This is a genomic window from Streptomyces sp. PTY087I2 (assembly GCF_001687325.1).
In the GTDB taxonomy this organism is placed as follows: Bacteria; Actinomycetota; Actinomycetes; order Streptomycetales; family Streptomycetaceae; genus Streptomyces.
On the sequence record NZ_LZRD01000051.1, the window covers coordinates 21,077 to 36,740 of the forward strand.

At 72.6% G+C, this 15,664-nt stretch carries 13 protein-coding genes, 1 pseudogene and 2 riboswitches; of the genes and pseudogenes, 7 read left to right on the top strand and 7 right to left on the bottom strand.

Going from position 1 to position 15,664, the window contains the following annotated elements; translation table 11 throughout:
* Positions 1-88 precede the first annotated feature (88 nt).
* The 5 genes from A3Q37_RS33375 to A3Q37_RS33395 are packed head-to-tail and all read right to left on the bottom strand — an operon-like array spanning position 89 to position 5,538.
* The gene (locus tag A3Q37_RS33375; RefSeq protein ID WP_065490636.1) at positions 89-898 is read right to left on the bottom strand and encodes an enoyl-CoA hydratase; all 810 of its coding nucleotides are present in this window, start codon (positions 896-898) and stop codon (positions 89-91) included.
* Positions 895-1,824, bottom strand: a complete 930-nt coding sequence (gene mmsB / locus A3Q37_RS33380; RefSeq protein WP_065490639.1) for a 3-hydroxyisobutyrate dehydrogenase — start codon at positions 1,822-1,824, stop codon at positions 895-897. The genes A3Q37_RS33375 and mmsB overlap by 4 nt, the downstream gene beginning before the upstream one ends.
* Positions 1,821-2,888: an enoyl-CoA hydratase/isomerase family protein gene (locus A3Q37_RS33385; RefSeq protein WP_065490641.1), complete on the bottom strand. Its 1,068-nt coding sequence runs from the start codon at positions 2,886-2,888 to the stop codon at positions 1,821-1,823. Before A3Q37_RS33385 ends, mmsB begins: the two co-directional genes overlap by 4 nt.
* Positions 2,885-4,039, bottom strand: coding sequence for an acyl-CoA dehydrogenase family protein (locus tag A3Q37_RS33390; RefSeq protein ID WP_065490645.1), 1,155 nt, complete (start codon positions 4,037-4,039; stop codon positions 2,885-2,887). The genes A3Q37_RS33385 and A3Q37_RS33390 overlap by 4 nt, the downstream gene beginning before the upstream one ends.
* The gene (locus A3Q37_RS33395) at positions 4,036-5,538 is read right to left on the bottom strand and encodes a CoA-acylating methylmalonate-semialdehyde dehydrogenase (protein WP_065490648.1); all 1,503 of its coding nucleotides are present in this window, start codon (positions 5,536-5,538) and stop codon (positions 4,036-4,038) included. The genes A3Q37_RS33390 and A3Q37_RS33395 overlap by 4 nt, the downstream gene beginning before the upstream one ends.
* Before the next feature lie 226 nt (positions 5,539-5,764).
* Positions 5,765-5,944: riboswitch (cobalamin riboswitch) on the bottom strand.
* A gap of 110 nt (positions 5,945-6,054) precedes the next feature.
* On the opposite strand from A3Q37_RS33395, the gene cobF reads away from it, so the two are divergent.
* On the top strand, positions 6,055-6,915 hold the full coding sequence (cobF, locus tag A3Q37_RS33400; protein ID WP_065490667.1) for a precorrin-6A synthase (deacetylating): 861 nt from the start codon (positions 6,055-6,057) through the stop codon (positions 6,913-6,915).
* Between the two features lie 10 nt (positions 6,916-6,925).
* Here cobF and A3Q37_RS33405 read toward each other — a convergent pair whose 3' ends face one another.
* Complete coding sequence (locus A3Q37_RS33405; RefSeq protein WP_010064026.1) at positions 6,926-7,123, bottom strand: hypothetical protein; 198 nt, start codon at positions 7,121-7,123, stop codon at positions 6,926-6,928.
* A 260-nt stretch (positions 7,124-7,383) separates the two neighbouring features.
* On the opposite strand from A3Q37_RS33405, the gene A3Q37_RS33410 reads away from it, so the two are divergent.
* From A3Q37_RS33410 to A3Q37_RS33435, 6 genes and pseudogenes are all read left to right on the top strand, one after another.
* Positions 7,384-8,037 (top strand): TetR/AcrR family transcriptional regulator, encoded by a 654-nt coding sequence (locus A3Q37_RS33410; RefSeq protein WP_065490650.1) that lies wholly within the window; start codon positions 7,384-7,386, stop codon positions 8,035-8,037.
* A 62-nt stretch (positions 8,038-8,099) separates the two neighbouring features.
* Positions 8,100-9,500 carry an MFS transporter gene (locus A3Q37_RS33415; protein WP_107471633.1) on the top strand — a complete coding sequence of 467 codons (1,401 nt, stop codon included), beginning with the start codon at positions 8,100-8,102 and terminating at the stop codon, positions 9,498-9,500.
* Positions 9,501-9,580: 80 nt separating this feature from the next.
* Positions 9,581-9,727, top strand: a riboswitch (cobalamin riboswitch).
* A 276-nt stretch (positions 9,728-10,003) separates the two neighbouring features.
* A pseudogene (locus tag A3Q37_RS33420) lies at positions 10,004-10,852 on the top strand (5-methyltetrahydropteroyltriglutamate--homocysteine S-methyltransferase); the annotation flags it as partial.
* Between the two features lie 29 nt (positions 10,853-10,881).
* Positions 10,882-11,409, top strand: a complete 528-nt coding sequence (locus tag A3Q37_RS33425) for a hypothetical protein (protein WP_065490655.1) — start codon at positions 10,882-10,884, stop codon at positions 11,407-11,409.
* A 363-nt stretch (positions 11,410-11,772) separates the two neighbouring features.
* Entirely contained in the window at positions 11,773-13,413 is a 1,641-nt protein-coding gene (locus A3Q37_RS33430) for an aminotransferase class V-fold PLP-dependent enzyme (RefSeq protein ID WP_255312028.1), read from the top strand.
* 70 nt (positions 13,414-13,483) lie between these two features.
* The gene (locus A3Q37_RS33435) at positions 13,484-14,905 is read left to right on the top strand and encodes a lysine N(6)-hydroxylase/L-ornithine N(5)-oxygenase family protein (RefSeq protein WP_065490659.1); all 1,422 of its coding nucleotides are present in this window, start codon (positions 13,484-13,486) and stop codon (positions 14,903-14,905) included.
* A 69-nt stretch (positions 14,906-14,974) separates the two neighbouring features.
* On the opposite strand, the gene A3Q37_RS33440 is transcribed toward A3Q37_RS33435, so the two are convergent.
* The coding region (locus tag A3Q37_RS33440) for an electron transfer flavoprotein subunit alpha/FixB family protein (RefSeq protein ID WP_065490661.1) at positions 14,975-15,664 on the bottom strand (690 nt) is incomplete at its 5' end.

Here is a 15,664-nt window from a genome sequence, read left to right on the forward strand (position 1 = left end):
GCATCACGGTCCGGATCATCCCCGGCGGGCGGGGCGTGGACGCGGCTGGGAGGTCCGCGCCCCGCGCCCCGCCCGTCGGCGGAGCGCGTCAGCGGTGCGTGAACTCCGGGGGCCGCTTCTCGGTGAACGCCTTCATGCCCTCCTTCTGGTCGGCCGTCGCGAACACCGCGTGGAACAGGCGGCGTTCGAAGCGCACACCCTCGGCGAGCGTCGTCTCGAAGGCCCGGTTCACCGCCTCCTTCGCCATCATCGCGACCGGCGCAGACATACCGGCGACGGTTTCCGCGACCGCCAAGGCCTCCGTCAGCAGCTCCGCGTCCGGCACGATCCGGGAGACGAGGCCGGCCCGCTCCGCCTCCTCGGCGTCCATGTTCCGGCCGGTCAGGCAGAGGTCCATCGCCTTCGCCTTGCCGACCGCCCGGGTCAGCCGCTGCGAGCCGCCGATGCCCGGGATCACGCCGAGCCGGATCTCCGGCTGCCCGAAGACCGCCGACTCCGAGGCGATCACCAGGTCGCACAGCATCGCCAACTCGCAGCCGCCGCCCAGGGCGTAGCCCCGTACGGCGGCGATCGTGGGCGTACGCAGCTGACCGAGCCGGTCCCAGGCGGTGAACCAGTCGCTGAGATACATGTCCATGTAGCTCTGCGGCTGCATCTCCTTGATGTCCGCCCCGGCCGCGAACGCCTTCTCCCCGCTGCCGGTGACGACGATGCAGCCGACGTCCGGGTCGCGGTCGAGCGCCTCCGTGGCCTCGACGGTCTCCCGCATGACGTCCAGGCTCAGCGCGTTGAGCGCCTTGGGCCGGTTCAGGGTGAGCAGGGCGGTACGGCCCCGGCGCTCGACGAGGATGGTGCTGTACGGGCCCGGGGCGGCCGCGCTCTCGTTGTTCTCGCTCACGGGGTGGCGCCCTTCTCTGTGTCGGCTGCGGTGGTGGAGGAAGCGGCCCGGATGGCCCGGACGATCCCGGAGAAGTCCTGGTCCGCCCCGGCCCCTTCCGCGAACCGCGCGTACAACTCGGCGGCCCGAAGCCCCAGTTCGGCGTCGACCCCGCCCGCGCGCACCGCGTTGGCGGCCAGCCCGAGATCCTTCGCCATGAGCGGGGCGGCGAACCCGGGGCGGTAGTCACGGTTGGCGGGGCTGCCCGGAACCGGGCCGGGGACCGGGCAGTTGACGGTCAGCGCCCAGCACTGGCCGGACGCCGCCGACGCCACGTCGAACAGCGCCTGGTCGGAGAGGCCGAGGCTCTCGGCGAGCACGAACGCCTCGCTCACGGCGATCATCGAGACGCCGAGGATCATGTTGTTGCAGATCTTCGCGGCCTGCCCGGCGCCCGCCGCCCCGCAGTGCACCGCCTTCTTCCCCATCACGGACAGCAGCGGTTCGGCCTCCGCGAACGCGGCCTCCTCGCCCCCGGCCATGAAGGTGAGCGTGCCCGCCTCGGCCCCCACCACCCCGCCGGAGACCGGGGCGTCCAGGGAACGGTGACCGGCCGCCTCCGCCGCCGCGTGGGCGGCCCGCGAGTCGGCCACGTCGATGGTCGAGCAGTCGACGAACAGGGTGCCGGGGCGGGCGGCGGCGAGCAGTCCCTCCCGCTCGTACAGGGAGAGGACATGGCGGCCCGCGGGCAGCATCGTGATCACCACATCGGCGATCGCGGCGGCCTCGGCTGCGCTCCCGGCCCGCTCCACCCCGTTCGCCACGGCATCCACGAGGGCGGACTCGACGAGGTCGTGGCCGAGCACCCGGTGCCCGGCCCGGACGAGGTTGGCGGCCATCGGACCGCCCATGTGGCCCAGCCCGACGAAGGCGACGGTCGTGGTCACCAGGGCACCTCCTGCGGTGAGTCGGATGCGGCGAGGGACAGTTCCTCGTCGCCGGTCGGTGCGAAGTACCGGGCCACGTCCGCGTCCGTGACCTCCACGAGTGTCCCCGGGGTCCAGCGGGGGGAGCGGTCCTTGTCGATCACCTGGGCGCGGATGCCCTCCACCAGGTCGGCGGAGGAGAGCGCCGCGTACGAGACGCGGTACTCCTGCTCCAGGACCCGTTCCAGCGGGCCGAGTTCGCGGGCCCGGCGCAGCGAGGCGAGGGTGACCTTCAGCGCGACGGGGGAGCGGCCGAGGATCGTGGCGGCGGCCTCTCCGGCCGCCGGAACGCCGGAGGCGAGCAGCCGCTCCACGATCTCCTCGACGGTGTCGGCGGCGTAACAGTGGTCGATCCAGGCGCGGTTGTCCTCCAGCGTCCCGGGCGGCGCCTCCCGGACGTGGCGGTGCAGCACCGCCGCCGGGGCCTCGGTCCGCAGCGCGGCGAGGAACGCGGGCAGGTCGTCCGACGGTACGAAGTGGTCGGCGAGCCCGCACAGCAGCGCGTCCCGGGCCCCCACCACCGCACCCGTCAGGGCGAGATGGGTGCCCAGCTCCCCGGGGGCCAGCGCCAGCAGATACGTACCGCCGACATCCGGCACGAAGCCGATCCCGGTCTCCGGCATCGCCACCTTCGACCGTTCGGTGACGATCCGGACGCTGCCGTGCGCCGAGACGCCGACCCCGCCGCCCATCACGATGCCGTCCATGACCGCCACGTACGGCTTGGGGTAGCGGGCGATCCGGGCGTTGAGCCGGTACTCGTCGCGCCAGAACGCGGCCGACGCCTTCCCGCCCACGCGGGCGTCCTCGTGGATGGACCGGATGTCGCCGCCCGCGCACAGACCGCGCTCCCCGGCCCCGGTGATGACGACCGTCGCCACCTCCGGGTCGTGCTCCCACCGGTCCAGGGCCGCCGCGATCGTCTCCACCATCGCGTGGGTCAGGGCGTTCAGCGCCTTGGGCCGGTTCAGGGTCACCACCCCCGTCCGCCCCTCGGTACGGACGATGACGGGCTCCTCGGTCATCGCAGGGCTCCCGTCAGACTCCGGGCCACCATGACGCGCATGATCTCGTTGGTCCCTTCCAGGATCTGGTGGACCCGCAGGTCCCGGACGATCTTCTCGATGCCGTACTCGGAGAGATAGCCGTAGCCGCCGTGGAGCTGGAGCGCCCGGTCCGCGACCGCGTACCCGGTGTCGGTGGCGAACCGCTTGGCCATCGCGCACAACTCCGGTGCTCCGGCCGCCTTCCGGTCCAGCGCCTCGGCTGCCTGCCGCACCAGCGCGCGGGCGGCGGCCAGTTCGGTCGCCATGTCGGCCAGCCGGAACTGGAGCGCCTGCGCCTCCAGTAGCCGGGCCCCGAACGCCTCCCGGTCCGCGAGATGGGCCAGGGACCGGTCCAGCGCGCTCTGCGCACCGCCCAACGAGCAGGCGGCGATGCCGAGCCGGCCGCCGTTGAGGCCGTTCATCGCGATGCGGAAGCCCTCGCCCTCCACCCCGAGCATCCGGTCGGCCGGGATGCGCACGCCGTCGAGCACGACCTGCCGGGTGGGCTGCGCGTTCCACCCCATCTTCTTCTCGTTGGCCCCGAACGAGAGCCCCGCGTCGTCCCGTTCGACGAGGAACGCGGAGATGCCGCGCGGCCCGTCCTCGCCCGTGCGGGCCAGCACGATGTAGAGGTGGGTGGCGCCCGCCCCGGAGATGAACTGCTTCGTGCCCGTCAGGACGTAGTGGTCGCCGTCGCGCTCCGCACGGGTGCGCAGCGCCGCCGCGTCGGAGCCCGCGCCCGGCTCGGTCAGGCAGTAGCTGCCCAACTGCTCCATGGTGCACAGCTCCGGCAGATACCGGGCACGCTGCGCCTCGGTGCCGTACTGGTCGACCATCCAGGCGACCATGTTGTGGATCGAGAGATACCCGGCGACCGACGGGCAGCCGGTGGCCAGGGCCTCGAAGATCAGGACCCCGTCGGAGCGGGAGAGCCCCGATCCGCCGAGGTCCTCCCGTACGTAGACGCCGCCGAGGCCGAGATTCGCCGCTTTGCGCAGCACGTCGACGGGGAAGTGCTTCTCCTGGTCCCAGGCCACCGCGTGCGGGGCCAGGTGTTCCTGGGCGAAGTCGAGTGTGGTCTCGACGACCGCGAGCTGGTCGTCGCTGAGCAGGGTGGTCACAGCGCTCATCCCATGGTCGGAATCGTGAAGCTCGCGCCGTCCCGGATTCCCGAGGCGGGCCAGCGCGAGGTGACGGTCTTGGTCCGGGTGTAGAAGCGGATGGCGTCCGGGCCGTGCTGGTTCAGATCGCCGAAGCCGGACCGCTTCCACCCGCCGAACGTGTGGTACGCCACCGGCACCGGGATCGGCACGTTGACGCCGACCATGCCGGTGTCGACGCGGCGCGTGAAGTCGCGGGCGGTGTCGCCGTCGCGGGTGAAGAGCGCCACGCCGTTGCCGTACGGGTGCTCCGAGGGCAGCCGCAGCGCCTCCTCGTAGTCCGCCGCACGGACCACGGACACCACCGGGCCGAAGATCTCCTCCTGGTAGATCCGCATGTCCGGAGTGACCCGGTCGAAGAGGGAAGCACCCGCGAAGAAGCCGTCCTCGTGCCCCTCCAAGGTGAAGTCCCGCCCGTCCACGACCAGTTCCGCGCCCTCCTCCACACCGAGGTCGACATAGCCGCGCACCCGGTCCACCGCGTCACGGCCCACCAGCGGCCCGAAGTCGGCGTCCGGGTCGTCCGAGCGGCCGATCCGCAGCTCGGCGATCCGCTCGGTCAGCTTGGCGACCAGCGCGTCGGCGGTGGCCTCGCCGACCGGCACGGCCACCGAGATCGCCATGCACCGCTCGCCCGCCGAGCCGTACCCGGCGCCGATCAGCGCGTCCACCGCCTGGTCCAGATCGGCGTCCGGCATCACGATCATGTGGTTCTTGGCCCCGCCGAAGCACTGCGCCCGCTTGCCGTGGGCGGCGGCGGTGGCGTAGATGTGCGCGGCGATCGGCGTCGAGCCGACGAAGCCGAGCGCCTTGACGCGCGGGTCCTCCAGGAGGGTGTCCACGGCCTCCTTGCCGCCGTTGACGACGTTCAGCACCCCGGGCGGAAGACCCGCCTCCAGGAAGAGTTCGGCCAGCCGCAGCGGCACCGACGGATCGCGCTCGGACGGCTTGAGGATGAAAGCGTTACCGCAGGCCAGAGCCGGTGCGGCCTTCCAGAGCGGGATCATCGCGGGGAAGTTGAACGGGGTGATGCCCGCGACCACGCCGAGCGGTCGGCGCAGCGAGTGCACGTCGATCCCGGAGCCCGCGTTGTCGCTGAACTCGCCCTTCAGCAGATGCGGGACACCGGCCGCGAACTCCACGACGTCCAGTCCGCGCGCGATGTCGCCGTGCGCGTCGGCCACGGTCTTGCCGTGCTCCGAGGAGAGCAGCCGGGCCAGGGAGTCCTTCTCCTTCTCCACCAGCTGGAGGAAGCGCAGCAGCACGCGGGCGCGGCGCTGCGGGTTCCACTCGCCCCACTCGCGCTGGGCCTCGACGGCGTCGGCGATCGCCGCCTCGGTCTCGGACCGGCCGGCCAGCGGCACCCGGGCCTGGACCCGGCCGGTGTTGGGGTCGTACACATCGCCGTACGTGCCCGAGGTGCCGGACGTGTGCTTGCCGCCGATGAAATGGGTGAGTTCGCGGACCATGGGAACCTGCTCTCGTCGGTGAGATCGTCAGGAGAGATCCGGGGATGGCGCACGGCTGCCACCGGCCCACGCACCGGTCGGGTGCACGGGGGCGCGGAAGGGCTGCCGCCGGAGGGGGACGCGAAGGGCGAAGGCCGTCAGGGGGCGGGGAGAACCGCTCGCCGGGACGTGCCTGCGGGGCCGTGGGTGCGGACCGGTGCCATGCGTGTCTGCTCCATCCTCGTGGAAACACGGAACAACCCGCGGCCGGTATCCTGACTCCCGGATCGACGCCCGTCCCCCTGCCTTCCCGACGGCTGCTTCACCGCCAGTGGCATGTCCTGCGAGGACGGACTCCCCGGTCACAGTGGCGGGACCGCGCCGGAATCACACCGGCTTCCCTGACACCACGGGCCTTGAGGGTGATCGGCTGCACACCGGCCACCCCGCTGCTCACGAACATATAGTTGGACGTCCTAGTAAGTCCACCCCGCCTCGCCCCTGGCATGATCGGCCGACATGGCAGACATCGCAGACATCAGCGAGACACCCCGGCACATCCTCGTCATCGGCATGGGCGCCGGCGACCCCGACCATCTGACCCTCGCCGCGGTGAAGGCCATGCGCCGGGCCGACGTCTTCTTCGTGCTCGGCAAGGGCAAGGAGAAGGAGTCCCTGACCCGGCTGCGCCGCGACATCCTCGACGAACACCTCACCGGCCCCTACCGCGTGGTGGAGGCCGACGACCCGTGGCGCGACCGCACCCAGGACGATGCCGCGCGCTACACCTCGGCGGTGCACGACTGGCGGCACCGCCGCGCCGACATCTGCGAACGCCTGATCATCGAGGAGCTCGCACCGGGGCAGTGCGGGGCCTTCCTGGTGTGGGGCGACCCGGCGCTGTACGACAGCACGCTCGCGATCCTCGACGACATCCGGGGACGCGGCACGGTGGAATTCGGCCATGAGGTGATCCCCGGCATCAGCAGCGTCTCGGCCCTCGCCGCCCGGCACCGCGTCACCCTGAACCAGGTCGGCCGCCCCATCCACATCACCCCCGGCCGGCGGCTGGCCCAGGGCTTCCCCGAGGACGACGGCGACATCGTCGTGATGCTCGACGGCCATGAGACCTTCACCCACCTGACGGGCCGGGGCCTGTGGATCCACTGGGGCGCGTACATCGGCACCCCCGACGAGATCCTGGTCTCCGGCCCGCTCGACGAGGTGGCCGACGAGATCAGCCGGCTGCGCGCGGAGGCCCGCGAACGGCACGGCTGGATCATGGACACCTATCTGCTGCGGCAGGGGCCGCGCGACGAGGAGGCGGCGGGCGGCCAGGAGGCGGCGGGCCGCCCGGCGGAAGGCGCGGACGGTTCGGTGGGCGGCCCGCTCGGCTGACCGGCCGGGGTCAGCGCCGGGACTCGTGTTCCCGGATGACGCCGAGTCCATGACCGAGGCTCGGGCACTCGGCGCTCAGGTCGTCACCCCGCACCAGGTAGTTGTCCACCCGGCCGTCCGTCGGCCGCTCGACCGCGCGGTACTGCGTGCCGTTCACGGTGATCGTCCAGTCGTCGCCGTCCTGGGCCCACCCAACTGTCTTCTTCATATGACGTTTTCCGTTCCTCGATCGGCCCTGCCGGGGATCGGCAGGGCCGTGTAGTGGGAAGAAGAACGGCTTGTGACGCTCCGTGGTTCCGCATTCCCCTACGCCATTCGGTTACATCTGGGTCACTGCCTCCGCACAGTCGAGACGAGCGACCTGACCGACGGTCAGGGAGCGGATGGCGAACAGCCGAACGGCCGGGGAAGCCGTGACGCCCACCCACCGAGTAGACACTGTCTACTCGGTGGTGTTAGAAGTTCTCCATGGATGACGGAACCCCGCTGCGGGAACGACTGGTGGACGTCGGCGTCGAGATCGTGGCGACCGAGGGGATCGCGGCGCTGGGGCTGCGGGAGATCGCCCGGCGCGCCGGTGTCTCGCACGGCGCCCCGCGCCGCTACTTCCCGACCCACCGCTCGCTGCTCTCCGCCATCGCGGGGCGCGGGTTCGACGCCTTGAAGGACCGGCTCGACACCTGCCTCCGGCCGGACCCGGACGGCGACCCGCGCGTCCAGGTGTGTCTGCTCGCCGACGTCTACGTCGGATTCGCCGTCGAGCACCGCCCGATGTTCGAGCTGATGTTCCGCCACGACCTGCTGGACGGCGGCGACGAGGCCGATGGCCGGCCCAGGCTGCGGGAGAAGACCCTCCCGCTGTTCGCGTCGCTCGTCGCCCTGGTCGCCCGCCACCGGCAGACCACCGCCGCCCGCCGGCCGCCCCCCGGACCCGAGCCCGCCCCGGACGTCGTGGCCGCCGCCCTCTGGGCGAACCTCCACGGCATCGCCCAGCTGTGGAGCTGGGGAAGCCTCTCCCTCACCCTCGACACCCCCTCGCCGGGCGACCCGAAGGCCCGCGAGAGCCTGGCCCGGCTGATCGCCCGGACCGTGGACGCCCACCTCGGACCGGTGAACCCGTGACCCCATCCGTGACCACCCCCGCCCGGCCCCGCCTCGCCCTCGCGGGCAGCATCGCCGGGGCCATGATCGTCGCGCTCGACGGCTCCGTCCTCTTCGTGGCCCAGCCCCGCCTTCAGCGGGATCTCTCCGCGACCCTCGCCCAGGTGCAGTGGACGAGCACGGCATACCTCCTCGCGGTGGCGAGTCTTCTCGTGCTCGCCGGACGGCTGGGGGACCGGTACGGCCACACCCGCCTGCTCCTGATCGGATCGCTCGGCTTCGGGGCCGCGTCCGCGGGGATAGCCGTGGCGCCCACGGTCGGCTGGGTCATCGCGCTGCGCGCCGCACAGGGAGTGTGCGGAGCCCTGCTGCAACCCGCGACGCTGGCGCTGCTGCGCCAGGTCTACCCGCCCGACCGGCTCGGTCTGCCGGTCGCCCTGCGGACCAGCGCCATCGGGGCGGCGGCCGCCGCCGGTCCGCTGCTCGGCGGTTTCCTGGTGGAGGAGTTCGGCTGGCGGTCCGTCTTCGTCATCAACGTGCCCGCCGCGCTCGTGATCGGCCTGCTCTGCCTGGCGGCCCGGGTCCCGGCGGCCGGAGGTGAGCGGGACGCGGGCCGCCGCCTGGAGGCGGGCGGAGCCCTCCTGCTCGCGGCCGCGCTCGCCCTCCTCGTCAACGCCCTGGCCGGGGTGGAACTGCACGGCTGGGCCGACCGGCGCACGGTGGCGGGACTGCTCGGTTCGGCCGCTGTCGCCGCTGTCCTCGTCCGCCACGAACGCCGCAGCCGCAACCCCCTGGTACCGGCCGCGGTCGCCCGGTCCGTGCCCGTCACCGCATCCATGGCCATGCTGCTGTTCACCGCGAGCGGCATGTTCGGCGCGCTGTTCACCAGCACGTACTTCCTTCAGTACGCGCTGGGTCTGGACCCGCTCGACAGCGTCCTGCGCAGCCTGCCCCTGACGGCGATGATGATCGTCGGCGCGCCGCTCGCCGGGCGGCTGCTGCGGGTGCTGGGGGCGCGGACCACCGCGCTCGGCGGCTCGCTGCTGGTCGTTCTCGGCATCGGATGGCTGGCCGCCACCGACAGCGGCACCGGACCGGTGGCCATGGGCGCCACCTTCGCGCTGCTGGGCGCCGGGTACGCCACGGTGATGGTCACGGCCACCGGGACGGTGGTGGGCGACGCGCCGCCCGGGTACGCCGGAGTGGTGGGCGGCCTCAAGCAGACCGCCGTGAACATCGGCCCCGTGCTCGGCATCGCCGTCGCCGCCGGTCTGCTGCCCGCGGCCGGTGGCGTACAGGCGGAACAGTGGGAGGGGGCGATGGGGACGGCGCTGCTGGTGCTCGCCGCGACGGCCGCGCTCGCGCTGGTCCCCGCCGCGCTACTGCCGGGCGCACGCCGGCGCACCGGACCGCCCCCGGGCGACGCGAGCCGGGGACGGCCGGAAAGAGCCGCCCCGTATCTCACCTCACCGTCCGAAGTGTGAACAACGGTGTGCGCCTGGTGGTCGTCCCTCTAGGCTGCCCCCCAGCAGCTGGTTCGCCCTGTCCGCCAGGCAGGGTGTCGTAAGAGGGAACCCGGTGGGAATCCGGGACTGCCCCGCAGCGGTGAGCGGGAACGACCGCCGTCTTACGCACTGGGCCCGACCGGGTCTGGGAAGCGACGGCCAGTAGGTGTCTGCCCCGGCAGACGTGCCCGCGAGTCCGAAGACCTGCCCGTTGCCCGCATGCGACCGTTCGCGTGCGGAGATCTCGGTGACCTCGTGGGCGGGTCGGCGGAACCATCAGGTGGACGGGCACGGTTCGACGTGGCCCGGTGTCCGCCCGATGCGTCATTCCTTCGCGTCCGCGTCCCGTCCCGGGATCTGCACCGCAGACACGCTCGCGAAGGAGAGTCACGTGACAGCGAAGTCCGCAGCCGCGGCAGCACGCGCCACCGTGTACGGCTACCCCCGTCAGGGTCAGAACCGTGAACTGAAGAAGGCCATCGAGGGTTACTGAGGAGATCGTCACTCTGGCCAAGGGCCTGTCGAGCGGGACTGAGGGCATCGCGGCCGAACTGGCCGCCAACCGGGCCGATCTGGCCTCCCGTGCCGGCTCGCCCATCACCCGTGACCCGGCGGTGCGTGCCCGTACGGCGGCGATCACGGACGCGGACGGCCGCCGTTCGCAGCCGTATGCGGAGCGGGCTGTCGCTCAGCGGGCGCATCTGGGGCTGCCGTTGCTGCCGACGACGACCATCGGGTCGTTCCCGCAGACCACTGAACTGCGTACGGCGCGGGCCGACTTGCGGGCGGGGCGGATCGACGGGGCCGGGTACGAGGAGCGCATCAAGGACGAGATCCGCGAGGTCCTCTCCTTCCAGGAGAAGGCCGGGATCGATGTGCTGGTGCACGGTGAGCCCGAACGCAACGACATGGTGCAGTACTTCGCCGAGCAGCTCACCGGCTACCTCGCCACCCAGCACGGCTGGGTCCAGTCCTACGGCACCCGCTATGTGCGTCCGCCGGTCCTGGCCGGGGACATCTCGCGCCCCGAGCCGATGACGGTGCGGTGGACCACGTACGCGCAGTCGCTCACCGAGCGCCCCGTCAAGGGCATGCTCACCGGGCCGGTCACCATGCTCGCCTGGTCCTTCGTGCGCGATGACCAGCCGCTCGGCGAGACCGCCCGCCAGGTCGCCCTCGCCCTGCGCGACGAGGTGGGTGACCTGGAGGCGAACGGCACCTCGGTGATCCAGGTCGACGAACCCGCGCTGCGCGAGACGCTCCCGCTGCGCGCCGCCGACCACGCCGCCTATCTGGAGTGGGCGACGGAGTCCTTCCGGCTGGCCACTGCCNCCAGGTCGCCCTCGCCCTGCGCGACGAGGTGGGTGACCTGGAGGCGAACGGCACCTCGGTGATCCAGGTCGACGAACCCGCGCTGCGCGAGACGCTCCCGCTGCGCGCCGCCGACCACGCCGCCTATCTGGAGTGGGCGACGGAGTCCTTCCGGCTGGCCACTGCCGGGGTGCGGCCGGACACGCAGATCCATACCCACATGTGCTACGCGGAGTTCGGTGACATCGTCCAGGCCATCGACGACCTCGATGCCGACGTCATCAGCCTGGAGGCCGCCCGCTCCCACATGCAGGTGGCCCGCGAGCTGGCCGCCCACGGCTACCCGCGCGAGGCCGGACCGGGTGTTTACGACATCCACTCGCCCCGCATCCCCAGCACCGAGGAGGCAGCGGCCCTGCTGCGTAAGGGGCTTGAGGCGATCCCGGCCGAGCGGTTGTGGGTGAACCCGGACTGCGGCCTGAAGACCCGTGGCTGGCCCGAGACCCGGGCCTCCCTGGAGAACCTCGTCGCCGCCGCGCGGGAGATCCGCGCGGAGCTGCCCACCGAAGCGGCGTGATCCGGGCCCGGTGCGGGAGCGGTCACCGCCGCTCCCGCACCGGGCCGTACCCGTCCCCACCGGTGTGTGTCCGAGCCCGCTGACAGCGTGCCGCTTCCGGACCGGCGGTCATGAAAGGACGGGGTGTGTGCGGGAAGTGACGTGCCATGAGGCGGACGCCCGGCACGGAATCGGAGTCCGACAACTCGGGCCCCTGGTGCGCGAAGTAGCCTCTCTGAGCAGGCGGATCGCGTGTCATTCACACCTCCGAAGTTAGGTTAGCCTAACCAGCGAGCCCCGGTGGTGGATCTTTCCGCCTCCGGAGCCGCCCCGCGCGGGCCGCTGCCGTACGGCCCGTCCGCACCACGACCGAAGGTCCTCGCCATGCCGCCTGCTCCGCCCCCGCTCCCCGGTGAACCCTCCGTGGAACGTGGAGGGTTGGGCGTGAGCGCCGGTACGCCTTCGGATCCTGGTACGCCGTCGAGCCCCGGGGGCGCAGGCGTGCGGGGAGGGCTCGTCGCGGGCGGCGCGCACGGGCCGGAGCATCTGCGGGCCCTCACGGCCGTCGTCCTCGACGCCCTGGCGGAGGCCGCCCCGGCCCGGGGCGGCCCGCTGCCGGCCGGAGGGCCCGAGGCCGTGGCCCAAAGCACCCGTGCCCTCTGCTCCCCGGTCCTGCCCGAGGAGGGCATCGGGCCCGAGGCCGCGCTCGGCGACCTCGTGCGCGCGGTCGCGGAGGGGGCGGCGGACCCGGCCGACCCCGCCTGCGTCGCCCATCTGCACTGCCCGCCGCTCGCCGTGGCCGCCGCGGCAGAACTGGCGGGGGCGGCCCTCAACCCCTCCATGGACTCCTGGGACCAGGCGCCCGCCGCCGGGGTGATCGAGGAGCTGACCACGGCCGCCCTGGCCCGGCTCGTCCACCCCACGGCCCCCGCCCCCGACGCGCTCATCACCAGCGGCGGCACCGAGTCCAACCTGGTGGCCCTGCTCCTCGCCCGGGAACGGGCGGCCCCCGGCCCGCTGCGGGTGGTGACCGGCGCCAACGCCCACCACAGCGTCCACCGCGCCGCCTGGATGCTCGGCCTGCCCGCCCCCACGGTCGTCGCCTGTTCCGACGGCCGGATCGACCCGGACGCCCTGGACCGCGCCCTGGCCGGTCTCGCCGGGGCGCCGCTCCTGGTCGTCGCCACGGCCGGGACCACCGACGAGGGGCGCATCGACCCGCTCCCGGAGATCGCCCGCATCGCCGAACGGCACACGGCCCAGCTCCACGTCGACGCCGCCTACGGCGGCCCGCTGCTGTTCAGCGACCGCCTGGCCGCCCAGCTCGCGGGCCTGGAGCAGGCCGCCACCGTCACGTTCGACCTGCACAAGCTCGGCTGGCAGCCGGTCGCCGCCGGGGTGCTGGCCGTCGCCGACGCCGCGATGCTCGCCCCGCTGTCCCTGCGCGCCGACTACCTCAACGCCGACGACGACACCGAGGCCGGACTCCCCGACTTGCTGGGCCGCTCGATCCGCACCACCCGACGCCCCGACGCCCTGAAGATGGCGGTCACCTTCCGGGCCCTCGGGCGCCGGGGGCTGGGTGAGCTGGTGGAGCACTGCGTGCGTACGGCCCATGAGTTCGGCCGGGCTGTCGACGCGCACCCGCAACTCCGCCTGCGCCCGGGCGGGATCGGGATCAGCACCGTGCTGTTCCGCCCCGCCGTGGCCGACGCGCTGAGCGACGAGGCGGGCGACGCCGTGGTGGCGGCGGTCCGCCGCACTCTGCTCGCCGAGGGGCGCGCGGTTCTCGGCCGGGCAGTGGCGGCGGACGGCGACGGCCGCAGCCGCCTCTGGCTGAAGGCCACCCTGCTGCACCCGAACGCCGCGACGGCCGATCTGCTCCCGCTGCTCGACCTCGTCACAGCGGCGGCCGACCGTGCCGTGAGCGAACCGGCCGAGGACCGTGGCGAAATCCGTGGCGTGAGGGAAGCCTCGGCGGCCGACGGTACCGAAGTCCCGGGGAGGGAAAGGCTGTCGCCATGATGTCGACGATGCGCACGAATCGCCCGGGACCGACCCCCGCCGCACCCGCGACCCCCGCCGGAGGAACCCGATGACACCCGGACCGCGCACGCCGCCCCTCGATCTGCTGGGAGTGGGGGCAGGGCCCTTCAACCTCTCGCTCGCCGCACTGGCCGACGGCGTTCCCGGGCTGCGCACCGCCTTTCACGAGCAGCGCGCCGCGTTCCACTGGCACCCCGGGCTGCTCATCGAGGGCGCGACCCTGCAAGTGCCCTTCCTGGCGGACCTGGTGAGCCTCGTCGAGCCCACCAGCCCCTGGTCGTACCTCAATTACATCAAGATCCGCCGCAGGCTCTTCCCGTTCTACTTCGCCGAGCAGCTCCACATCCACCGCTCGGAGTTCGACAACTATCTGCGCTGGGTGAGCACCGAACTGCCCTCCACCAGCTTCGGCCACCGGGTCGACACGGTCGCCTGGGATCCCGGACAGGGCGCGTTCGCCGTGGAGTTCACCCGGCTCGGCCCCGACGGGGAGACGCTGACGACCGGGCTGACCCATGCCCGTAACCTCGCTCTCGGCGTCGGCACGGAACCCCATGTCCCCGAGCCGCTACGGGAGTTGGTCCGGGACCCCGCCTCCGTCGTCCTGCACTCGGCGGACTATCTCGACCGGCGGGACCGGCTGCTGGCCGCCCGCCACATCACCGTCGTCGGCTCGGGCCAGTCGGGCGCCGAAGTCCTGCTGGACCTGCTGCGGTCGAGGCCGGAGGGGGCGGAGGGGCTGACCTGGCTGGCCCGTACGCCGGCCTTCGCGCCCATGGAGTACAGCAAGATCGGGCTGGAACAGTTCACGCCCGACTACACCCGCTACTTCCACGGACTTCCGCAGGCCACCCGGGACCGGCTCCTGCCCCGCCAGTGGCAGCTGTACAAGGGCGTCAGCGGGGACACGCTCGGCGACATCCACGACGAGCTGTACCGGCGCAGCCTCGGCGGCGACTGGCCCGACGTCACGCTCACCCCCGGCATCGAGGTCACCGGCGCCGCCACCACCGGGGACGGGCGCATCGAACTGAGCGTCGAGCACGGCCAGCAGGAGGCGCGGGGCCGACTCGTCACGGACGCCGTCGTGCTCGCCACCGGCTACCGGGAGCGCCCCGTCGACAAGCTGCTCGCCGCTCTCGATCCGTACATCGTCCGCGACGCGTCGGGGCGTCCACAGGTCGACGAGGCCCAACGGCTCGTGCTCGCACCGGAGATCGCCGGTTCCGTCTTCGTGCAGAACGCCGAACGGCACACGCACGGCGTCGGCACACCGGACCTCGGCCTGGCCGCCTGGCGGTCGGCCGTCATCGTCAACGCGCTGACGGGCAAGGAGTTCTACCCGCTCCCGGAGCGCACGGCCTTCACCACGTTCGGCCTCGGCACGCAGGACCGTGACGACCGGGACCGTGACAATCGGGACCGTGACGACCGGGGCCCGTCGGCACGTACGGCCGAAGAACGACGGTGACGCACGCGCCCGGGCCGCGCGGTGGGGTTCACCGTGCGGCCCGGGCGGGAGTCGTGCGAGGAGGGGGTGTCAGCCCTTGCGGGTGTTGATCTCCTCGGTCAGCTGGGGAACAACTGTGAAGAGGTCGCCGATGACGCCGTAGTCGACGAGCTCGAAGATCGGGGCCTCGGCGTCCTTGTTGATCGCGACGATCGTCTTCGAGGTCTGCATCCCCGCCCGGTGCTGGATCGCCCCCGAGATACCCGAAGCGATGTACAGCTGCGGCGAGACCGACTTACCGGTCTGCCCGACCTGCGAGGTGTGCGGGTACCAGCCCGCGTCCACCGCCGCACGCGACGCACCCACCGCAGCCCCCAGACTGTCGGCGAGGGCTTCGATCAGCGGGAAGTTCTCCGCACCGTTGACCCCACGACCACCCGAGACCACGATCGCCGCCTCGGTCAGCTCCGGACGCCCGGTCGACTCACGCGCCGTCCGCGACGTCACCTTCGTCCCCGTCGTACCCGCACCGAACGACACCGGCAGGGCCTCCACCGCACCCGCGGCAGCAGCCGGCTCGACCGGAGCCGAGTTCGGCTTCACCGTGATCACCGGAACACCCTGAGACACCCGGGACTTCGTCGTGTACGAAGCGGCGAACACCGCCTGCGTCGCCACCGGACCCTCATCCCCGGCCTCCAGGTCGGTGGCGTCGGTGATGATGCCCGACTTGATCCGCAACGCCAGACGCGCCGCGATCTCCTTGCCCTCCGCCGAGGA